At 71.6% G+C, this 19,130-nt stretch carries 19 protein-coding genes and 7 tRNA genes; 15 read left to right on the plus strand and 11 right to left on the minus strand.

Annotated elements, in window-relative coordinates; translation table 11 throughout:
• The first annotated feature begins 203 nt into the window (after positions 1 to 203).
• On the plus strand, positions 204 to 1,199 hold the full coding sequence (locus tag ACZ499_RS20750; RefSeq protein WP_468676866.1) for a phosphotransferase family protein: 996 nt from the start codon (positions 204 to 206) through the stop codon (positions 1,197 to 1,199).
• A gap of 60 nt (positions 1,200 to 1,259) precedes the next feature.
• Complete coding sequence (locus ACZ499_RS20755) at positions 1,260 to 1,580, plus strand: TFIIB-type zinc ribbon-containing protein (RefSeq protein WP_468676867.1); 321 nt, start codon at positions 1,260 to 1,262, stop codon at positions 1,578 to 1,580.
• Between the two features lie 83 nt (positions 1,581 to 1,663).
• Here the strand turns inward: ACZ499_RS20755 and ACZ499_RS20760 are convergent.
• The 5 genes from ACZ499_RS20760 to ACZ499_RS20780 form a co-directional block, all read right to left on the minus strand.
• Positions 1,664 to 1,735: transfer RNA gene (locus ACZ499_RS20760), tRNA-Val, on the minus strand.
• A gap of 50 nt (positions 1,736 to 1,785) precedes the next feature.
• Positions 1,786 to 1,857, minus strand: a tRNA-Val gene (locus ACZ499_RS20765).
• A gap of 26 nt (positions 1,858 to 1,883) precedes the next feature.
• A tRNA-Val gene (locus ACZ499_RS20770) sits at positions 1,884 to 1,955 on the minus strand.
• Position 1,956: 1 nt separating this feature from the next.
• A tRNA-Cys gene (locus tag ACZ499_RS20775) sits at positions 1,957 to 2,030 on the minus strand.
• Positions 2,031 to 2,069: 39 nt separating this feature from the next.
• Positions 2,070 to 2,142: transfer RNA gene (locus ACZ499_RS20780), tRNA-Gly, on the minus strand.
• Between the two features lie 202 nt (positions 2,143 to 2,344).
• Here ACZ499_RS20780 and ACZ499_RS20785 point away from each other — a divergent pair.
• The 3 genes from ACZ499_RS20785 (at position 2,345) to ACZ499_RS20795 (ending at position 5,130) form a co-directional block, all read left to right on the plus strand.
• On the plus strand, positions 2,345 to 3,391 hold the full coding sequence (locus tag ACZ499_RS20785; RefSeq protein ID WP_468676868.1) for a chorismate-binding protein: 1,047 nt from the start codon (positions 2,345 to 2,347) through the stop codon (positions 3,389 to 3,391).
• The gene (locus ACZ499_RS20790; protein ID WP_468676870.1) at positions 3,392 to 4,213 is read left to right on the plus strand and encodes an aminotransferase class IV; all 822 of its coding nucleotides are present in this window, start codon (positions 3,392 to 3,394) and stop codon (positions 4,211 to 4,213) included. It abuts the gene before it with no gap.
• Between the two features lie 80 nt (positions 4,214 to 4,293).
• A complete protein-coding gene (locus ACZ499_RS20795) occupies positions 4,294 to 5,130 on the plus strand; it encodes a GNAT family N-acetyltransferase (protein ID WP_468676871.1) in 837 nt (278 codons plus the stop codon).
• A 68-nt stretch (positions 5,131 to 5,198) separates the two neighbouring features.
• On the opposite strand, the gene ACZ499_RS20800 is transcribed toward ACZ499_RS20795, so the two are convergent.
• Positions 5,199 to 5,726, minus strand: a complete 528-nt coding sequence (locus tag ACZ499_RS20800; protein WP_468676872.1) for a DsbA family protein — start codon at positions 5,724 to 5,726, stop codon at positions 5,199 to 5,201.
• A 155-nt stretch (positions 5,727 to 5,881) separates the two neighbouring features.
• Here ACZ499_RS20800 and ACZ499_RS20805 point away from each other — a divergent pair, with 155 nt between their 5' ends.
• Positions 5,882 to 6,331: a hypothetical protein gene (locus tag ACZ499_RS20805; protein ID WP_468676874.1), complete on the plus strand. Its 450-nt coding sequence runs from the start codon at positions 5,882 to 5,884 to the stop codon at positions 6,329 to 6,331.
• Positions 6,332 to 6,718: 387 nt separating this feature from the next.
• Positions 6,719 to 6,898 carry a hypothetical protein gene (locus ACZ499_RS20810; RefSeq protein ID WP_371651313.1) on the plus strand — a complete coding sequence of 60 codons (180 nt, stop codon included), beginning with the start codon at positions 6,719 to 6,721 and terminating at the stop codon, positions 6,896 to 6,898.
• Between the two features lie 59 nt (positions 6,899 to 6,957).
• Here ACZ499_RS20810 and ACZ499_RS20815 read toward each other — a convergent pair whose 3' ends face one another.
• Both ACZ499_RS20815 and ACZ499_RS20820 read right to left on the minus strand, forming a co-directional pair.
• On the minus strand, positions 6,958 to 7,515 hold the full coding sequence (locus ACZ499_RS20815; protein ID WP_468676876.1) for a CGNR zinc finger domain-containing protein: 558 nt from the start codon (positions 7,513 to 7,515) through the stop codon (positions 6,958 to 6,960).
• 208 nt (positions 7,516 to 7,723) lie between these two features.
• Positions 7,724 to 8,137: an SsgA family sporulation/cell division regulator gene (locus tag ACZ499_RS20820; RefSeq protein WP_003987206.1), complete on the minus strand. Its 414-nt coding sequence runs from the start codon at positions 8,135 to 8,137 to the stop codon at positions 7,724 to 7,726.
• 190 nt (positions 8,138 to 8,327) lie between these two features.
• On the opposite strand from ACZ499_RS20820, the gene ACZ499_RS20825 reads away from it, so the two are divergent.
• The 4 genes from ACZ499_RS20825 (at position 8,328) to ACZ499_RS20840 (ending at position 9,553) form a co-directional block, all read left to right on the plus strand.
• A complete protein-coding gene (locus ACZ499_RS20825) occupies positions 8,328 to 8,738 on the plus strand; it encodes a TIGR02611 family protein (RefSeq protein WP_468676879.1) in 411 nt (136 codons plus the stop codon).
• A 63-nt stretch (positions 8,739 to 8,801) separates the two neighbouring features.
• A tRNA-Val gene (locus ACZ499_RS20830) sits at positions 8,802 to 8,873 on the plus strand.
• A gap of 107 nt (positions 8,874 to 8,980) precedes the next feature.
• Entirely contained in the window at positions 8,981 to 9,442 is a 462-nt protein-coding gene (locus tag ACZ499_RS20835; protein ID WP_468676881.1) for an SRPBCC family protein, read from the plus strand.
• A gap of 39 nt (positions 9,443 to 9,481) precedes the next feature.
• A tRNA-Val gene (locus tag ACZ499_RS20840) sits at positions 9,482 to 9,553 on the plus strand.
• 64 nt (positions 9,554 to 9,617) lie between these two features.
• On the opposite strand, the gene ACZ499_RS20845 is transcribed toward ACZ499_RS20840, so the two are convergent.
• A complete protein-coding gene (locus tag ACZ499_RS20845; protein WP_385546762.1) occupies positions 9,618 to 10,343 on the minus strand; it encodes a 3'-5' exonuclease in 726 nt (241 codons plus the stop codon).
• Between the two features lie 140 nt (positions 10,344 to 10,483).
• On the opposite strand from ACZ499_RS20845, the gene ACZ499_RS20850 reads away from it, so the two are divergent.
• The 4 genes from ACZ499_RS20850 (at position 10,484) to ACZ499_RS20865 (ending at position 15,011) form a co-directional block, all read left to right on the plus strand.
• Complete coding sequence (locus tag ACZ499_RS20850; RefSeq protein ID WP_468676884.1) at positions 10,484 to 11,050, plus strand: DUF4365 domain-containing protein; 567 nt, start codon at positions 10,484 to 10,486, stop codon at positions 11,048 to 11,050.
• Entirely contained in the window at positions 11,050 to 12,246 is a 1,197-nt protein-coding gene (locus tag ACZ499_RS20855) for a hypothetical protein (protein ID WP_468676885.1), read from the plus strand. The genes ACZ499_RS20850 and ACZ499_RS20855 overlap by 1 nt, the downstream gene beginning before the upstream one ends.
• Before the next feature lie 142 nt (positions 12,247 to 12,388).
• The gene (thrS, locus tag ACZ499_RS20860; protein WP_468676888.1) at positions 12,389 to 14,371 is read left to right on the plus strand and encodes a threonine--tRNA ligase; all 1,983 of its coding nucleotides are present in this window, start codon (positions 12,389 to 12,391) and stop codon (positions 14,369 to 14,371) included.
• 79 nt (positions 14,372 to 14,450) lie between these two features.
• Positions 14,451 to 15,011 (plus strand): HIT family protein, encoded by a 561-nt coding sequence (locus ACZ499_RS20865; protein ID WP_385546821.1) that lies wholly within the window; start codon positions 14,451 to 14,453, stop codon positions 15,009 to 15,011.
• 31 nt (positions 15,012 to 15,042) lie between these two features.
• On the opposite strand, the gene ACZ499_RS20870 is transcribed toward ACZ499_RS20865, so the two are convergent.
• The gene (locus tag ACZ499_RS20870; RefSeq protein WP_468676891.1) at positions 15,043 to 16,698 is read right to left on the minus strand and encodes a hypothetical protein; all 1,656 of its coding nucleotides are present in this window, start codon (positions 16,696 to 16,698) and stop codon (positions 15,043 to 15,045) included.
• 186 nt (positions 16,699 to 16,884) lie between these two features.
• Positions 16,885 to 19,083 (minus strand): elongation factor G-like protein EF-G2, encoded by a 2,199-nt coding sequence (locus ACZ499_RS20875; protein WP_468676893.1) that lies wholly within the window; start codon positions 19,081 to 19,083, stop codon positions 16,885 to 16,887.
• Positions 19,084 to 19,130: the final 47 nt, after the last annotated feature.

A 19,130-nucleotide genomic window follows, 5' to 3' on the forward strand; every position in this document is an offset into this window, starting at 1 on the left:
CCCCGAACCTGGTAGGGGGGGTTGGGTGGGGGATGTCGTGCCGTTTGCAGCCGCGGGGGGGGGGGGGGGGGGAGGAGAGAAGAAGGGTCGTTGCCGGGACGGCGGGGGAGCCGTCCGGCCAACGCCTTTTGCATGGGCGGGTACGCCGGCCGCCGGGAGCGGGGCCGTACGCTCGCGGGACAGCCCCCGACCCCGGGAGACCGATGCCCTCCTCCGTTGTCGCCACCCTGGCCGAGGCCGCCCGTACGGCGGCCCACGCCTCCGCGCCCCGCCACCCGTGCGGGGCGTGCGCGGCGGCCGAGCCCCGGGCGGACGGGACGGGGGCCGGGCTCCACCCCGGTACCGACGTGCTCGCGGACCGGGCGGACGGGACCGTCGTACGGCACGGCGGGGTGGTCGCCAAGGCGCATGCCCCTGACACCGATCTGGCCGCGCTGGGCGTCCGGCTCGCCGTCGCGGCGCACCCGCTCCTGCGCGGCGTGCTCCTGCCGCCCCTCACCCGTCCGCTGCCGGACGCCGTCGGCGCCAAGGGGACAACCCTCTGGCCCCACGGCACCCCCGTGAACCCCGCCGACCCCGACAGCGCCCCCTGGGCCGAGGCCGGGCGGCTGGTGGCGGGGCTGCACCGGGTGCCTGCCGGGGTGCTGCCCGGGCCGTTGCCCGCGATGCGGGGGCCGGTCAAGGCCGCCAGGGCCGTGGCGCGGATGCGGGGCGCCGGGCTCCGGGGCGCGGCGGGCGACGCCGTGCTGCGGGCCTGGGGCCAACTCCCCGCGTGGGCCCGGGCCGAGACCCCGCAGCCAGGCCAGGCCCGGCTCTGTCACGGCGACTTCCACCTCGGCCAGCTCGTCCGGCACCCGGTCGGCAGCGGCGACTGGCTGCTCATCGACGTGGACGACCTGGGCCTCGGCGACCCCGCCTGGGACTTGGCGCGCCCCGCCGCCTGGTACGCGGCGGGTCTGCTCGGCCCCGGCGACTGGGCCCGCTTCCTCGCCGCGTACCGGGAAGCGGGCGGTCCCGCGGTCCCCTCGGAAGGCGACCCGTGGCCCCAACTCGACGTGTCCGCCCGCGCCCTGACCGTACAGACGGCGGCCCTTGCCCTCGCCAAATGCGCGAGCGAGCGCCGAGCACCGGACGAGGCGGAGCTGGCCATGATCGAGAGCTGTACCCGAATCGCAGCACTCCCGCCCGAGTTCCCGTGACGGCGGCCGACGTAGGGTGCTGCTTGCCCATCGTAGAAACGGCGAGGAGTTGAGCCGGTCATGCAGTGTCCCAAGTGCCACGCACCCATGCACACGTACAACCGCAACGGTGTCCAGATCGAGCAGTGCAGCGGTTGCCGGGGAATCTTCCTCGACTACGGGGAGCTGGAGTCGCTGACCCGGCTGGAGTCGCAGTGGGTGCAGCAGGCCCCGTCGGCGCCCGCCCCGCAGGCCTACCCCGCGCCCCCGTCCCCGCAGGGCTACCCGGCCCAGGCCCCGCACGCCCCGGCCTGGGGCGCCCCGCAGCAGCACGGCGGCCACGGTGGTCACTACGGCCACAAGCGCCACAAGGGCTTCGGCCACATGCTCTTCTCGTCCTGAGCACCTGAGTGGCGCGGCCCCGCGCGTCGGGGCCCTGCACGACGAAGCCCCCGGCCTTCGAGAAGGCCGGGGGCTACGGGCTGTGCGCGATACTGGGATTGAACCAGTGACCTCTTCCGTGTCAGGGAAGCGCTCTCCCGCTGAGCTAATCGCGCGGGGATCGGTCAGAACCATACAGGACGGCTCCGGACCGGGTGGTGCTGCGTGCGCGATACTGGGATTGAACCAGTGACCTCTTCCGTGTCAGGGAAGCGCTCTCCCGCTGAGCTAATCGCGCGGGTACAGATCTTCGAGAAGATCCAGTGGACGATACTGGGATTGAACCAGTGACCTCTTCCGTGTCAGGGAAGCGCTCTCCCGCTGAGCTAATCGTCCTTGGAGGTGGAGACGGGATTTGAACCCGTGTAGACGGCTTTGCAGGCCGTTGCCTCGCCTCTCGGCCACTCCACCAGGAGTGCGAGCAGGGGGTCGGGAAGATCCCCCACATCGAGCGGACGACGAGATTCGAACTCGCGACCCTCACCTTGGCAAGGTGATGCTCTACCAACTGAGCCACGTCCGCTTGTCGTTTCCGTTTCGCTTGCGCGTCCCGGCGACGTGTTGAACTCTAGCGGATTCCTGGGCCAGTACAAAAACGCGTTTGTGCAGCGTGCTGCGGTGTGCCCGCCCCGCGCCCGCCGCCGGGTCCGCCCCGGACCCGGCGTCCTGCCTGGTCCGCGCCCGGTCCGGGGCGGCGGTGCGGCGGCGCCCCTAGACTCACAACCGTGCATGACCTCGCTCCTCTGGCCCGCTTCGGCGGGCTCCTCGCCTCCGATCTCCGCGATGTGACCGCCGACCCGGAGGCGCTGGACTCCTCCGGCTTCTGGGCCGTCGCCGCCGACTTCGAGGGCCGTCTCGTCTGCGCCCGCTTCGCGGACGTACGGGCCGTCCCCGTCCCCGCGCCCGTCCCGGGTGCCTGGCGCGGGCCCGCCGCCGGTGACTGGACGTCCTCCCTCGACCGCGCCGCGTACACGGCGGGCGTACGCAGGATCCGTGAGCACATCGCGGCCGGCGAGGTCTACCAGGCGAACCTCTGCCGCGTCCTGACCGCGCCGCTGCCCGACCCGGCCGCCGCCGACGTCGACGCGCTCACCGCCCTGCTCGCCCGGGGCAACCCCGCCCCCTACGCAGGAACGATTCGGCTGCCCGCGCACGGTGTGGAGATCGCCACCGCCTCGCCCGAGCTCTTCCTGCGGCGTACGGGACGGGTCGTCGAGTCCGGGCCCATCAAGGGGACCGGCCGCACCGCCGAGGACCTCCTGGAGAAGGACCACGCCGAGAACGTGATGATCGTCGACCTCGTCCGCAACGACCTGGGGCGGGTCTGCGCCACCGGCTCGGTCACCGTGCCCGAGCTCTGCGCGGTCGAGCCCCACCCGGGCCTGGTCCACCTGGTCTCGACCGTACGCGGGGAACTGCGCGAAGGAGCGGGCTGGAAGGACCTCCTCGACGCCTCCTTCCCGCCCGGGTCCGTCACCGGGGCGCCCAAGTCCAGCGCGCTGCGCATCATCGAGGCCCTGGAGACCGCCCCGCGCGGCCCCTACTGCGGCGGCATCGGCTGGGTCGACGCCGACCGGCGCCGGGCCGAGCTCGCCGTCGGCATACGCACCTTCTGGATCGACCGCCCCCGGGGCGTGCTCCGCTTCGGCACCGGCGCGGGCATCACCTGGGGCTCGGACCCCGAGCGGGAGTGGGCCGAGACCGAGCTCAAGGCCTCGCGGCTCCTCGCGGTAGCGTCGGGCGCGTATTCGCAGAGTGGAAGGACCGCGTAAATGCAGATCTGGGTGAACGGCGGACTGCGGGACGCCGATGCCGCACAGGTGTCCGTCCTCGACCACGGCATAACCGTGGGCGACGGCATCTTCGAGACGGTGAAGGCGGAGAAGGGGACGACGTTCGCGCTCACCCGCCATCTCGCCCGGCTGACCCGCTCGGCCCGCGGCCTCGGGCTGCCCGACCCCGATCCGGACGAGGTCCGCCGCGCCTGCGCCGCCGTGCTCGACGCCAACCCCGTCGTGCTCGGCCGTATGCGGATCACCTACACCGGCGGCCTCTCCCCGCTCGGCTCCGAGCGGGGGGACAGCGGCCCGACGCTGGTCGTCGCGGTCGGCGAGACCCGGCGCCGCCCCGACACCACCGCCGTGATCACCGTCCCCTGGACGCGCAACGAGCGCAGCGCCGTCGCCGGGCTCAAGACCACCTCGTACGCCGAGAACGTCGTCGCGCTGGCCCGCGCCCACGGGCGGGGAGCCACCGAGGCGCTCTTCGGCAACACCGTCGGCGCGCTCTGCGAGGGGACCGGCTCCAACGTCTTCGTCGTCGTCGACGGACAGCTGCACACCCCGCCGCTCACCTCCGGCTGCCTCGCCGGGATCACCCGCGAGCTGGTCGTCGAGTGGACCGGCGCCCAGGAGACCGAGCTGCCCCTGGACGTGCTGGAGAGGGCCGAGGAGGTCTTCCTGACCTCCACCCTCAGGGACGTCCAGGCGGTGCACCGGGTCGACGGCCGCGAGCTGCCGGGCACGCCCGGCCCGGTCACCGCCAAGGCGATGCGCGTCTTCGACGAGCGGGCCGCCTCCGACCTCGACCCGTAGCCGCCGCGGAGACCCAAGTGGTGGGACCCGTCCCGACAAATCCGGTGACGGACGGCGGCCCGGCAGGTACAACGGCCTTGATGACCACGACCATTCGGCCGACCGGGCCGCTCCAGCAGGGCGCCGACGGCGCCGCCTCCCGTACGTACGACGTCTGTGTGAACAGCAGACGCGTCGGCACCGTCACCGTCGCCACCGACGCGGCGTTCGGCCCCGCCATGGGGGTGATCAGGGGGCTGCGCATCGACAGGCCCGACCGGGGCCGCGGCCGGGGGACCGTCGCCGCGCTCGCCGCCGAGGAGGTGCTGCGCGGCTGGGGCTGCACCCAGGTGCGCGCGGCGGTGCCTGCGGACGCCCCGGCGGCCCTGCGGATGGCCGACGCGCTCGGCTACACCGAACGCAGCCGCAACATGGTCAAGCGGCTGCCCGCCGAGCCCCCCGCCCTGCCCGCCCAGGTCACCGGCCGCCCGATGACCGAGGCCGAGTACACCGTCTGGCACCACGACGAGCAGGAGAACTACGCCCGCAGCTGGATCGCCAGGGGCGTCCCGGCCGACCAGGCCCGCGCCAAGGCCGAGGCCGACCACCGCGACCTGCTGCCCCACGGCCTGGCGACGCCCGGCGTCCACCTGGAGGTGCTGGTCAGCGACGACGCCGTGGTCGGGCACGTCTGGGTCGCCCGCAAGGAGCTGGAGACGGGACCCGCCGCCTACGTCTACGACGTGGCGGTCGCCGAGGAGCACCGGGGCCGGGGCCACGGCCGGGCCCTGATGCTGCTGGCCGAGCGGGCGGCGCTGGCCGACGGCATGACCACGCTGGCCCTGCACGTCTTCAGCGACAACACCCCGGCCGTGCGGCTGTACGAGTCGCTGGGGTACGAGCCGACGGAGCACAACCGCGCCAAGGCTCTCCTCTAGGGCCTGGGGCCTGTCGTCGAATTCCCGCCCGCCCCGCGACGGGAATTCGACCACAGGCCCCAGGGGTCTCAGACGCCCAGCAGCCGGTCCGCGATCTCCTGGATGCGGGCGCGCAGGCCCTCCTGGCTCTTGCCGCCGTCCAGGCGCTCGCCGTCGATGAGGTACGTGGGGGTGCCGGTGACGCCGATCGCCTTGCCCTCGGCCTGGTCGGCGTCGACGATCAGCAGGTGCCGGCCGTCGATGAGGGCGGTGTCGAACTCCTCGGCGTCCAGGCCGAGTTCCCGCGCGGCGTCGAGCAGCACGCGCTCGCCCCGCTCGCCGAGCTCCTCGGTGCGGGCGAGCACCGCCTCCACGTACGGCCAGCCCTGGCCCTGCTCGAACGCCTCCTCGGCGGCCTGGGCGGCGGCGTAGGCGTGCTTGTGCTTCTCCAGCGGGAAGTGCCGCAGCCGGATGTCGAGCCGGTCGCCGTAGTGGGCCCGCAGGGCGCGGACGTCGTCGAGGGCGGCGTGGCAGTCGGGGCACTGGAGCTCGCACCACACGTCCAGGACGACGGGGGCGGCGGAGCCGGGGGCGGTTTCGGGGGTGGTCTCGCTCATGGGGCCAGTCTTCCAGCCCCGCCCGAGGGGCCCCAACCGGGACCTGGGGAGGATCCGCCCCCGAGATCTCCCTGATGTCCTGGCGCACCGTGGCCCGGACGGCCCGCTCCGGTGCAGGATGGAAGGGCCACACCCCCCATGTCTGGAGGAACCGGATGCTTGCCGAGACCGTCTGTTCCGCCGCGTCCGCGGCCGGACTGGGCATCGCCGCCGTCACGGCGTACCGCAAGCGCTTCCTGTCGGCCACGCGGATCGCCGCCTACTCGCTGGTCCCCGTGGCCCTGGTCATGACCGGGGTCGTGGGATGGGTGTCCGGCGTCGTGTTCAAGCCGAGCGTCTGGGCGGGCTTCGGCCTGCTCGGCATAGCCTGGCTGCTCTTCTCCGCCACCCGGCTCGTCGAGCGGCGCTCCGAGGGCGGCACCCGCAAGGAGCGCAGGGCGGCCGAGGCGGCCGGGGGAGAGGCGATCGCCCCGGCGGCCTCCGCGCCTTCGCTGGGCGCCGGTCGCCGGTCCGCCGCACAGCCGGCCCCGAAGGCGAAGGGCAAGTCCGGCGGCGCGGAGGACTTCAGCGACATCGAGGCGATCCTGAAGAAGCACGGGATCTGACCCGGAGCCGAGGGCGCGTACGTCCGGATACGGAACCCCGGTAGGGGCCGGATCCGATACGGAACCCGGCGCGGAATCTGAAAGAGCGTCGGAATCTGACACTCCATAACGTGCTGTGAACGGCCTGACCGGAGAATTTCCGCGGTCATGAATTCCCTTATACGGAATTCCATTTGGAGTGAATTCCAGTCAGGTTACGGGAGCGCTCCCAAGTCCGATTCCGGAAGCGTTTCCCGGCCCCGGACCCCAATTCGCCCCCGGCGTCGACGCGGCGCCGGCCCGGACGGTGGCGGGCGCGGCGCCGGCCCGGCAACATCGAAGTAACTCCCGCTGCGAGTGGGCGTGTTGGCGCCCTGTGGTGCCCCCGCTGGTCCATCATCACCCGAGATGCTGGACACTTCCCCGGGGCACGTCCCCGCGCCGCCCGAAGAACCGCACGCCACGCCCCCGGCCGACGAGCCGCGCGGCTGTCTCTTCGCCCTTTCGCAGCCACCCCTGATGATCTTCCTCGGGGTGATCGGCTGTCTGCTGCTCATGGCGGCCTTGCACGATCTGTACCTGCTGTGACCGGCGGTACGGGAGCGCCCCGCCCGGGGCGGCGCCCCGGGTCGGCCCGCCGCTTCCTTTCAGCCCGCCGCTTCCTTGCGCCGGGCCCGGTAGGCGGCCACGTGCAGCCGGTTCCCGCAGGTGCGGCTGTCGCAGTAGCGGCGCGAGCGGTTGCGGGAGAGGTCCACGAAGGCCCGCCCGCAGTCCGGCGCCTCGCACCTGCGCAGCCGCTCGTGCTCGCCCGCCACCACGATGAACGCGAGTGCCATCCCGCCGTCGGCGGCCAGGTGGTCCGCGATCGAGGCGCCGGGCGCGAAGTAGTGCACGTGCCAGTCGTAGCCGTCGTGGTCGGTGAGCTGGGGGGTGGTGCCCGCCTCCGCCACGATCTCGTTGACGAGACCGGCCGCGGCCCGGGCGTCCGCCGCCTCGAAAACACCCGCGAAACGGCCGCGTACGGTCCGTACGCCGGAGAGATCGCGCGCCGTGAGGCTCTCCACGCCGCTGACGTCGTGGTCCCGTACGAAGCCGTCCAGCGCCGCGATGTCGGCGAGCCGGTCGGGCTCCTCCCTCTCCGGCGAGGTGTTCACCAGATCGACCACCATGTCGAGGGCGATCCGGGTGTCGTGAGGGATCAGCACGATTCGCTCCCTGGCCTGCTGCGGGCCGGTGCCCGCCGATGCCCGGTGACTCTAGCGGCTCGGGCGCGAGCGCACCGGTGCCCGTCCCGCGAGGGTCTTCGCGGGACGGGCACCGGTGGAGATGCCTATGCGGTGGGCGTGCCTATGCGGGTGTCCGCACGGCGCCGTCTCCCCGAGTCGGACGGCGCCGTGCGGCTCTCGGTCTGGCTCAGTTCTCCGCCAGGATGTGCGAGAGCTCCGTGTCCAGATCGAAGTGACGGTGCTCGGTGCCCGGTGGCACCGCGGCGTCGGTCCGCTTGAGGAACGACTCCAGAGCCCGCGCCGGGGCTTCGAGCAGGGCTTCTCCTTCCGGAGAGCTGAGGGCGATGCAGACGACGCCCTGGCCGTGACTGCGTGACGGCCAGACTCTGACGTCTCCGGTACCGGTGGGCCGGTGCAGGCCCTCGGCGAGAAGGTCGCGGGCGAACACCCACTCGACGGTCTCCTCGGCTCCGGTGTGGAAGGTGGCGTGCACGGCGTAGGGATCGGCCGTGTCATACCGCAGGCCCGCGGGTACAGGCAGTGAGGACTCGCTCGACACAACGAGGCGCAGGTGCAGCTCGCAGCTGACCGTGGTGTTCATAAGCGCCAGGGCCTTTCGCTCAGTGTGCGCTCGGGGATTCGCACGTCGGCGAAATCGACATGCCACCTACGGTGCCGTTGTAAACCCCTCTGGCCGTTTTGCGGTCGTTCAGGTAGCTCGTACGGCGGAGTATTACTTTGGGTTATGCGGCCATTCTGGTGAGGGTCCGCCGTCGGGTAGATTGGACGGCATGAATACGGGGAGTGACGAGCAGGCCGGTGCGCCGGAGGCGGCCCTGGGATCGCGGGCGCCCGCCTTCATCAAGGCGTCCAGGCCGCTCCATCTGAGCTGGCAGGTCGGCGTCTTCATAGTGGGCCTCGCGGTGGTGGTCGCGGGCGTCATCATGCTTCCGCTGCCCGGCCCCGGATGGCTGGTGATCTTCGGCGGCATGGCGATCTGGGCGACCGAGTTCGTCTGGGCCCAGCTGGTGCTGCGCTGGACCAGGCGGAAGGTCACCGAGGCCGCCCAGCGGGCCCTCGACCCCGAGGTGCGACGGCGGAACATCATCCTCACGGCGATCGCCCTGGTGATCGTCGCGGTGCTCGCCGCGGTCTACCTCTGGAAGTTCGGCCTCGTCATGCCGTGGAAGATCAACGAGTGACGGCGGGACCGGCCACCATGGTCAAACGCCCCGCTGACATGCGGTAATGTTTGCGGTGCGCCCGGGCGATTAGCTCAGTGGGAGAGCGCTTCGTTCACACCGAAGAGGTCACTGGTTCGAACCCAGTATCGCCCACCCGGACCGAAGGCCCGGAGATCGACACCGATCTCCGGGCCTTCGGCGTTTCTGAGATCCCGGTCACCCCCCGGTGTACTTCCCGTGCCCCGGCGCAGACTTGAACCATGAAGCCGAGAACCGCGCGCTGGAGCCACTACCGGTTCCGCAGCATCTGGCACCTGCCCGCCCCGACCGCCGCCGTCTACGCGGTCCTGGAGCGCGCCGAGGGGTATCCGCACTGGTGGCCGCAGATACGCGAGGTGACCGCCGTCGACGACCGCACGGCCACCGCCAGGTTCCGCTCCCTCCTGCCGTACGACCTGGTCGTCACCGCCCGCGAGCGGCGCCGCGACGAGGCGGCCGGCGTCCTGGAAGTGGCCATGAGCGGCGACCTGGAGGGCTGGGCGCGCTGGACGCTGAGCGCCTGCGGCGGCGGCACGCACGCGGTGTACGAGCAGGAGGTCGAGGTGCGCAAGCCGCTGATGCGGCGGCTCGCGGTTCCCGGGCGTCCCGTCTTCCTCGCCAACCACGCCCTGATGATGCGCGCCGGACGGCGGGGGCTCACGGCCGTCCTGAACGGAGTTTGAACCCGGGCCGTCCGGGCCTGTATGGTTCAGTCCGTTCCCGGGCGATTAGCTCAGTGGGAGAGCGCTTCGTTCACACCGAAGAGGTCACTGGTTCGAACCCAGTATCGCCCACCGGGAGAAGGCCGGTCCGTCATCGACGGACCGGCCTTTCCACATCTGACGGCCGGTCCGCCGGTCAGGCCGCGGCGGGCAGCTCGGGGCGCAACGGCCACGCCGGGTCCACCGCCTCCGGGGTCCCGTTGCGTGTGAACCACGCCTGCAGGCCTCGCGCCTGGGCCGCGTGCCAGCCGGTCTGCAGGGTGTGGATCTCCGCTGGGGTGAGCCGCTCAAGCCGCGCCGCGTAGCGGCGGCCCACCGCCCGTACGACCTCCAGCGCGGCCAGCGCGTCCGCCGCCGCGTCGTGCGCGCTGTCCAGCACCACCCCGTAGTGCGCGCACAGATCGGTGAGGGTGCGGCGGCCCTTGCGGTAGCGGTCCAGGTGCTTGTCGAGGACCCGCGGATCGAGGACCCGCAGCGGCGCCCCGTCCAGATAGCGCGCCAGCGACGAGGCGCGGTGGCGCTTCAACTCCCGGTCCAGCAGCGTGAGGTCGAACGGCGCGTTCATCACCACCAGCGGCCGCCCCGCCGCGCACTCCTCGGCCAGCGCCCTGGCCACCTCCTCCATCACCGGCGCGGGCCACCGCCCGTTCAGCTGGAGGTGCTCGTCGGTGAGCCCGTGCACGGCGGTCGCGCCCTCCGGAACGGATATGCCCGGGTTCACCAGCCAGCGCGTCGCCCGGGACCGCGAACCCGGTCCGTCCTGGACCACGAGGGCGGCCGAGACCATGCGGTCCCGCTCCACGTCCACGCCGGTCGTCTCGGTGTCGAAAGCGGCCAGGGGGCCTTCATACCAGCACGTCATGGTTCAACTCCCTTTGTACCCTTGGCAGATGGCGTGCGTCCCCTGCCCGATTCCGTGATACCCGGGCCGTTTGCGGCGTACGCCCTCCGGCAACAACACAGGTGACGGGCCCGCAAGTTGACGGAAGGCGTACGACGGCCATGGCGATCGCGCAGCCGGAGCCGGGCGGGTTGATATCTGAGCGGACCGAACCACTGCGCGGCTCACTCGCCACCACCGCCTGCATGGAGACCCTCCAGGTGGGCTACCTCCACGCGGTGGCGGCCGCCGCCGGCTGTTCGCTCTCGCAGCCCTTTCCGGACAACGGAATCGACTGGCACGTGAGCCACAGCGCCCCCGGCCACACCGTCGACGACGAAGTCACGATCAAGGTGCAGCTCAAGTGCACGTACCAGATCCCGCCGCACCCGCCGGGCGGGGCCTTCTCCTTCACCCTCGACAACGAGCACCTGGTGAAGCTGGCCCGCACACCCGTGTCGGTGCACAAGATCCTGGTCGTGATGCTCGTGCCCAGGAGCCGGGACGAGTGGCTGCGCGCGGGCCACGACCGGCTCGCGCTGCGGCACTGCTGCTACTGGACCAATCTGGCCGGCCACGCGGTGACCGGGCGGCGCAGGACCACAGTGCGGATACCGACCTCGCGGATCTTCGACGATCGCGCGCTCTGCGAGATCATGACCCGGGTCGGGGTGGGAGGGAGGCCCTGATGCGTCTGTCGAGCGGGGAGTTCGGTGGGCCGGAGACGGTGGAGCCGGTTCCGGCACAGGTGGACCCGGCCGTGCTCGGTGTGCTGCTGCACCGGCACGGCTGGCAGCGGCGCGGCGGCGCGGCCGGGCGGTACGCGCGCTGGACCCCGCCCGGGGGCGGCGGTACCGGCACGAGCCTGCTGGTGCCCGACAGCCGCGCGTACCCCGACAGCGAGGACCTGATCGGCGAGGCGCTCACCGCGCTGGCCCGCTCGGCGGCGCCCTCCGCACGCGAGGTGCTGGTCTCGCTCGCCGTGCCCAGCGACGAAGTCCGCTGGTGGCGCGACACCCCGCCGGGCCCCTCCGGCGCCGCTCCCTGGACCGAGCAGGAGCGGCTGCGGGGCGCCGCCCACCGGATGCTCCTGGCGGGCGCGCTCGCCGTGCGCGGCCGGGCCGGGTACTACGGCGCCCGCCACCGCAGACAGGCACTGGCCGCGCTCGAAGGCGTCCTGGTCGGCCCGGCGCCGGGCGGGCGGCTCACCGCGTTCGTCCCCGTGGAACCGGGCCGCGCGGTGGTCGTCCGGCTCTGCGAGGCGCTGTACGCGGTCCGCGAAGCCATCGACTACCGGCGCACCACCGGCGGCATGGAGGCGTTCGACGCGGCCGTCGGGGCGGGCGTCAGCCGCGAGCTCACCGAGGCCGTCGTCGCCCTGGTGTCGGGCTCGGAGAGCGTCCGGGTCGCCCTGGAGTGGGCCCCGGCGGCGGGCGTCCCGGCCGGGTGCGCGCCGCGCCCCGAGCCGGTGGAGTTCTCGCCCGGCGACCTGCCCGCGCTGCGTGAGGCCGGGGCGCGCTACCTCGGCGCCGAGCCCTCGCTGCCGGTCCGGGTCACCGGCGCGGTGGTCCGGCTGCGGCGCTCGGGCCCGCGCGGTCCGGGGACGGTACGGCTGCGGGTCCTGGCGGGCGCGGAGATCCCGTACGTGCGGATGGAGCTGGACGAGGAGGCCTACCGGATCGCGGGCCACGCCCACCTCGTCGGCCTGCCGATCCGGGTGGTGGGCCGGCTGGAGAGCCGGGGCGGCTTCCGTCGGCTCGCCGGGGCGACCGGGGTGGTGCCGGTCCAGGTGGACGACGCGGAGCGGGACCGCTTGATGAAGTCGATCCAGGGGACCATGGAGAGCATTGCCTTCTTTGAGGAGGCGTGCGCGGGGGAGGAGTGAGGCGGGGGCGTGGGTGCGGGTGTGGGTGGCGTCGAGGGTGGCGCCGCGCAAACCGTTTCGCGACCGGCCCTACCGGCTCGGTAGGATTCATCACGCATCTGAGAGATGAATCTGGTGCGCCCCCTTCAGTCAGGAGAGACCGGTGTCAGACGTCCGTGTGATCATCCAACGCGATTCCGAGCGGGAAGAGCGCGTGGTGACGACGGGCACTACGGCTGCCGAGCTCTTCACCGGTGAGCGCACCGTCGTCGCGGCCCGCGTGGCCGGTGAGCTGAAGGACCTCGCGTACGAGGTGAAGGACGGCGAGGAGGTCGAGCCCGTCGAGATCTCCTCCGAGGACGGCCTCAACATCCTGCGCCACTCCACCGCGCACGTGATGGCCCAGGCCGTCCAGGAGCTCTTCCCCGAGGCCAAGCTGGGCATCGGCCCGCCGGTCCGGGACGGCTTCTACTACGACTTCGACGTGGCCCGGCCCTTCACCCCGGAGGACATCAAGGCCGTCGAGAAGAAGATGCAGGAGATCCAGAAGCGGGGGCAGAAGTTCTCCCGCCGGGTCACCAGCGACGAGGCCGCCCGCGAGGAGCTGGCGGACGAGCCGTACAAGCTGGAGCTCATCGGCCTCAAGGGCAACGCGGCGCAGGCCGCCGACGGCGCCGATGCCGAGGTCGGCTCCGGCGAGCTGACGATCTACGACAACCTGGACGCCAAGACCGGCGAGCTGTGCTGGAAGGACCTCTGCCGCGGTCCCCACCTGCCCACCACCCGCAACATCCCGGCGTTCAAGCTGATGCGCTCGGCCGCCGCCTACTGGCGCGGCAGCGAGAAGAACCCGCAGCTCCAGCGGATCTACGGCACCGCGTGGCCCACCAAGGACGAGCTGAAGGCGTACCTGGACTTCCTCGTCGAGGCCGAGAAGCGCGACCACCGCAAGCTCGGCGCCGAGCTCGACCTGTTCTCCTTCCCGGACGAGCTGGGCCCGGGCCTCGCGGTCTTCCACCCCAAGGGCGGGGTGATCCGCAAGGAGATGGAGAGCTACTCGCGCAAGCGGCACGAGGACTCGGGGTACGAGTTCGTGAACACCCCGCACATCTCGAAGGAGAAGCTCTTCGAGATCTCGGGCCACCTGCCGAACTACTCGGACGGTATGTTCCCGGCCATCCAGTTCGACGAGCAGAACTACCGCCTCAAGGCGATGAACTGCCCGATGCACAACCTGATCTTCAAGGCGCGCGGCCGCTCCTACCGTGAACTGCCGCTGCGGCTCTTCGAGTTCGGGACGGTGTACCGGTATGAGAAGTCGGGCGTCGTGCACGGGCTCACCCGCTCGCGCGGCTTCACCCAGGACGACTCGCACATCTACTGCACCAAGGAGCAGATGCCGGACGAGCTCGACTCGCTGCTCACCTTCGTACTCGACCTGCTGCGCGACTACGGCCTGACCGAGTTCGAGCTGGAGTTGTCGACCCGCGACCCCGAGTCGGACAAGTTCATCGGCGAGGACGCGGAGTGGGAGGAGGCCACGGAGGCGCTGCGGGTGGCCGCCGAGAAGCAGGGCCTGCCGCTGGTCGCGGACCCGGGCGGCGCCGCCTACTACGGCCCGAAGATCTCCGTGCAGGTCAAGGACGCCATCGGCCGCTCCTGGCAGATGTCGACCATCCAGGTCGACTTCCAGCAGCCCAAGCGGTTCGGCCTGGAGTACACGGCGGCGGACGGCTCTCGCCAGCAGCCCGTCATGATCCACCGCGCGCTGTTCGGCTCCATCGAGCGGTTCTTCGCGGTGCTCCTGGAGCACTACGCGGGCGCCTTCCCGGCGTGGCTGGCCCCCGTCCAGGCGGTCGGCATCCCGATCGGTGACGCGCACGTCCCGTACCTCCAGGAGTTCGCCGAGAAGGCGAAGACCCAGGGGCTGCGGGTCGAGGTCGACGCGTCCTCGGACCGGATGCAGAAGAAGATCAGGAACCACCAGAAGGCCAAGGTCCCGTTCATGATCATCGCGGGTGACGAGGACATGGCCGCCGGTGCGGTCTCGTTCCGCTACCGCGACGGTTCGCAGGAGAACGGCGTCCCGGTCGACGAGGCGATCGCCAAGGTGCTCAAGGTCGTCGAGGAGCGGGCGCAGGTCTGACGCCCCTCACCGGCCCGACGCGGCCCCCGGGAAGCCCTGCTCCCCGGGGGCCGCTCCTCGTCCCCGCACATGAAGTCATATGCTGCACAACATGACGAGTGAGCCGGAACAGCAGATCGGGGTGGGTGTCCAGGACGCCTTCCAGCGCCTGTGGACGCCCCACCGGATGGCCTACATCCAGGGTGAGAACAAGCCGACCGGCCCGGGTGCGGGCGACGGCTGTCCCTTCTGCTCCATCCCGGCCAAATCCGACGAGGACGGGCTGGTCGTTGCCCGTGGCGAGCATGTGTACGCGGTGCTCAACCTCTACCCGTACAACGGCGGCCACCTCATGGTCGTGCCCTACCGGCACGTCGCCGACTACACGGACCTGGACGCCGCCGAGACCGTGGAGCTCGCGGAGCTCACCAAGCAGGCCATGACGGCCCTGCGGACGGCGTCCGGGGCGCACGGCTTCAACATCGGCATGAACCAGGGCACCGTGGCCGGGGCCGGTATCGCCGCCCATCTGCATCAGCACATCGTGCCTCGTTGGGGCGGCGACACCAACTTCATGCCGGTCGTCGGCCACACCAAGATCCTGCCCCAACTCCTGGGCGACACCCGCAAGATGCTCGCGGAGGCCTGGCCCAGGGGCTGAGGTTCAGGCGTGGTGGTTCACACGTCGCAGTTCACGCGTCGTACGAGTCCGCCCTGCGCGGCGCCGGGTCCTGCACCATGCCGCTCAGGATCATCGAGCGGTTGTTGAAGCGCTCGGTGTCCACGCCGTTCTCGTCCAGCACCTTCATCGCGGCGGCGTGCACCACGCGCAGGACGGGCGTGGCCGCGCGCATCGCGTCGTCGGCCATGAAGCGGTGTCGCCAGGGCTTGTCGGCCCAGGCGTGCCGCAGGCCGAACGGCTCGGGCAGCACCAGCTTGCCGCCGAGGTGGTCGAGGAGCGGCGGGTACCAGGTCAGCGGGGCGCGGGCGGCGAGGCGGACGACCTCGCGCGGCTCGACCAGCGGGAGCTGTATCTCCTTCTTCTCCCAGAACTTGAAGGTCTTGTCGACCGACTTGGTCTTGGGGCTCGGCTTGGTGGTGAACAGGGCGTGCACCGGGCCGAGGGCGTGTCCGGTGACCTCGATGCGCAGGGTCTCGTGGAGCACGGTCACGGTGATCATCATGGTGATCACCAGCTGGCCGTCCCAGAGGGTGAACTGCACACCCAGGTAGTGGCGGTTGCCGCTGGAGAACTGCTGCTCGTTGCAGATGCGCTGGACCTCGTGCTGGCGCACCTGGAAGTTGTCGACGTCCTGGCCGGTGGGCCGGGCGACTTCCTTGGCGTTCTCGCCGACGGGGGAGACGACCCAGTTGGTGACCGAGGGCTTGGGGAAGCCGCCGGTGTGCAGGGGCCCGCGTTCGAGCAGGTGCAGACGGTCCTGGATGGACCTTATGACGTCCCAGCTGCGGAAGCCGTGGATCTCCTTGCCGGGGTCCTTGGAGACGAGCTCCTCGGCGAGCTGCCAGCTGCCCCAGCGGGTGCCCATGCCGAGTATGCCCTTGGGGCCGGCGTAGAAGACGGCGTTGCTGTGCTGCTCGGCGGTGAGTTTGGCGAGGTTCTGGCGCAGTTGCTCGGCGGCGGTCTCGTGCGGGTTCTTCGGTACGGCCTCGGGGATCTTGGCGCCGACTCCGCCGCCGGAGAGGAGGCCGGTCCAGCGGGCGCGCAGGTCCTTGGCGGTGGATTCGCAGATCTGCTTGGCCCAGAACCAGCCGAGGACGGGCATCACCAGCATGGCGCGCAGATAGATCGCGAGGAAGCCGCCGAAGGGCAGCTTGACCAGCGCGATCACGGCGAGCACGGCGAAGGCGACGAGCAGCAGGTTGCCCAGGGCCCCGACGCGGCGGTCCTTGGCGCCGGCGAGGGTGCGGCGCAGCTGGAAGAGGGCGAGCCACAGCAGCAGTCCGGGCAGGAAGAGCACCCCGAAGACGGCGGTGACCAGGGTGAGCCTGGTGTCGCGCTCCTTGCGGATGCGGATCGCGGCGAGGCAGTGCTCGACGACGGTCTGCGGTTCGGTGCCGAAGGACTGGATGATCGCCTTGCGGGTGGCGCCGAGCATGCGGGACTGCACGGCGCGGGAGAAGGCCTCACCGAGGTTCGGTTCGAAGAGGGAGAGCCGGGGCTTGGTGACGGCCGACTCGTGCCACTCGTTGTTGGCCTTGAGTATGTCGGTGACCGGGCTGTCCCGGTAGGCGGCCGAGGCCAGTGCCTGGGTCGCGGCCGTCTGGCCCGCCGCGCCCTGGAGCGGGACCTGGGCCCCCGGTGAGAAGTCGAATGGTTGGTCCGCCACTGCCGCCCCCATCGCCGCGCACTGTATCGCTCTGCGGCCTGTTCCCGACTGCCGTTCCCCGCACACCTGCTGAGCAGGCACCCAGCGTATCGGGGTCGGTGCTCTCGCGACACGGGACCTCGGAATGCCGCCCGCCGCAAAGGGGTTGGACGGGCGGCGTTTCCGACGATCCGTCAATTACCGTATCTAAGCGGTCTTTTCCAGTGATTCCCGGAGCTTCTCCGTCAATTGCGGCGGCATCGGCTCGTGCCGGGCGTAGCTGCGGTCGAAGCGGCCGGTGCCGTGCGAGACGGAGCGCAGGTCCACCGCGTACCGCCCGATCTCGATCTCGGGCACCTCGGCCCGTACGAGGGTGCGCCCCGGGCCCGCCTGCTCGGTCCCGACGACGCGGCCCCGGCGGCCGGACAGATCGCTCATGACCGGGCCCACGTAGTCGTCGGGCACCAGCACCTGGAGCTCGGCGACGGGTTCCAGGAGGTGGATGCGGACGTCGGCGGCGGCCTCCCGCAGGGCCAGGGCCCCGGCCGTCTGGAAGGCGGCGTCCGAGGAGTCCACCGAGTGGGCCTTGCCGTCCAGGAGCGTGATCCGTACGTCGACGAGCGGATAGCCCGCGGCGACGCCCTTGGCGGCCTGGGCGCGTACGCCCTTCTCGACGGAGGGGATGAACTGGCGCGGCACGGCGCCGCCCACCACCTTGTCGACGAACTCGATGCCGGATCCGGGGGGCAGCGGCGCCACCTCGATCTCGCAGATCGCGTACTGGCCGTGGCCGCCGGACTGCTTGACGTGGCGGCCGCGCCCGGTGGCGGTGTCGCCGAAGGTCTCGCGCAGCGACACCTTGTGCGGGACGACGTCGACCTGGACGCCGTAGCGGGTGCGCAGCCGCTCCAGGGCCACGTCCTTGTGCGCCTCGCCCAGGCACCACAGGACCAGCTGGTGCGTGTGCGGGTTCTGCTCCAGGCGCATGGTCGGGTCCTCGGCGACGAGCCGGGAGAGCCCCTGCGAGAGCTTGTCCTCGTCGGCCTTGCTGTGGGCCTGGATGGCCAGCGGGAGCAGCGGGTCGGGCATCTCCCAGGGCGCCATGAGCAGCGGGTCGTCCTTGCCGGAGAGGGTGTCCCCGGTCTCGGCGCGGGTCAGCTTGGCGACACAGGCGATGTCGCCCGCGATGCAGGAGCCCAGGGTGCGCTGCTGTTTGCCGAAGGGCGAGGAGATCGCGCCGATCCGCTCGTCGACATCGTGGTCCTCGTGGCCCCGGTCGGTCATGCCGTGCCCGGAGACGTGGACGGTCTCGTCGGGGTGCAGGGTGCCGGAGAAGACGCGGACCAGGCTGACCCGGCCCACGTACGGGTCGGACGAGGTCTTGATCACTTCGGCGACCAGCGGGCCGTCGGGGGCGCAGACCGGGGTGGGGCGCGCGGCGCCCTGTGGGGTCGTCACCTCGGGCGCGGTGCGCTCCAGGGGGGTCGGGAAGCCGCCTGTGACCAGTTCCAGGAGCTCGACGGTGCCGATGCCCTGGCGGGCGCCCCCGGCGGCCGGGGCGGCCGCCAGGACCGGGTGGAAGGTGCCGCGCGCGACCGCCCGCTCCAGGTCGTCGATGAGCGTCTTGACGTCGATCTCCTCGCCGCCGAGATAGCGGTCCATGAGGGTCTCGTCCTCGCTCTCGGCGATGATCCCCTCGATCAGCCGGTTGCGGGCCTCCTCGATGAGCGGGAGCTGCTCGGGGCCGGGCTCGGCCTCCTTGCGCTCGCCGGACGCGTAGTCGAAGACGCGCTGCGAAAGCAGTCCGATCAGGCCGGTGACGGGCGCGTGCCCGTCCGGTCCCTCGGGTCCGTGCAGCGGCAGATAGAGAGGCAGTACGGCGTCGGGGTCGTCGCCGCCGAACGCCTCGGCGCACACCCGGGTCATCTCGGTGAAGTCGGCGCGGGCCGCCTCCAGGTGGGTGACCACGATGGCCCGCGGCATGCCCACGGCCGCGCACTCGTCCCACACCATCCGGGTCGCGCCGTCCACGCCGTCCGAGGCGGAGACGACGAAAAGGGCCGCGTCCGCCGCTCGCAGACCGGCCCTGAGTTCCCCGACGAAGTCGGCGTATCCGGGGGTGTCCAAGATATTGATCTTGCAGCCGGCCCACTCGACGGGGACCAGCGACAGCTGGACCGAGCGCTGCTGCCGGTGTTCGATCTCGTCGTAGTCGGAGACGGTCCCGCCGTCCTCGACCCGGCCCGCGCGGTTGACGGCTCCCGCCGTCAGCGCGAGCGCTTCCACCAATGTCGTCTTCCCGGATCCGCTGTGGCCGACCAGCACCACATTCCGTACGGATGAGGGGTGGTCGGCCGTAGCTGCCCTGCCGGCGGCTCCGGGATGTGCACTCGCCTTGTCGCCCATGCCGTTCCTCCCGTATGGCTTCCGTTTCTTGCACGGTGAGGTGGTGA

This window comes from Streptomyces sp. NPDC031265, assembly GCF_055570295.1.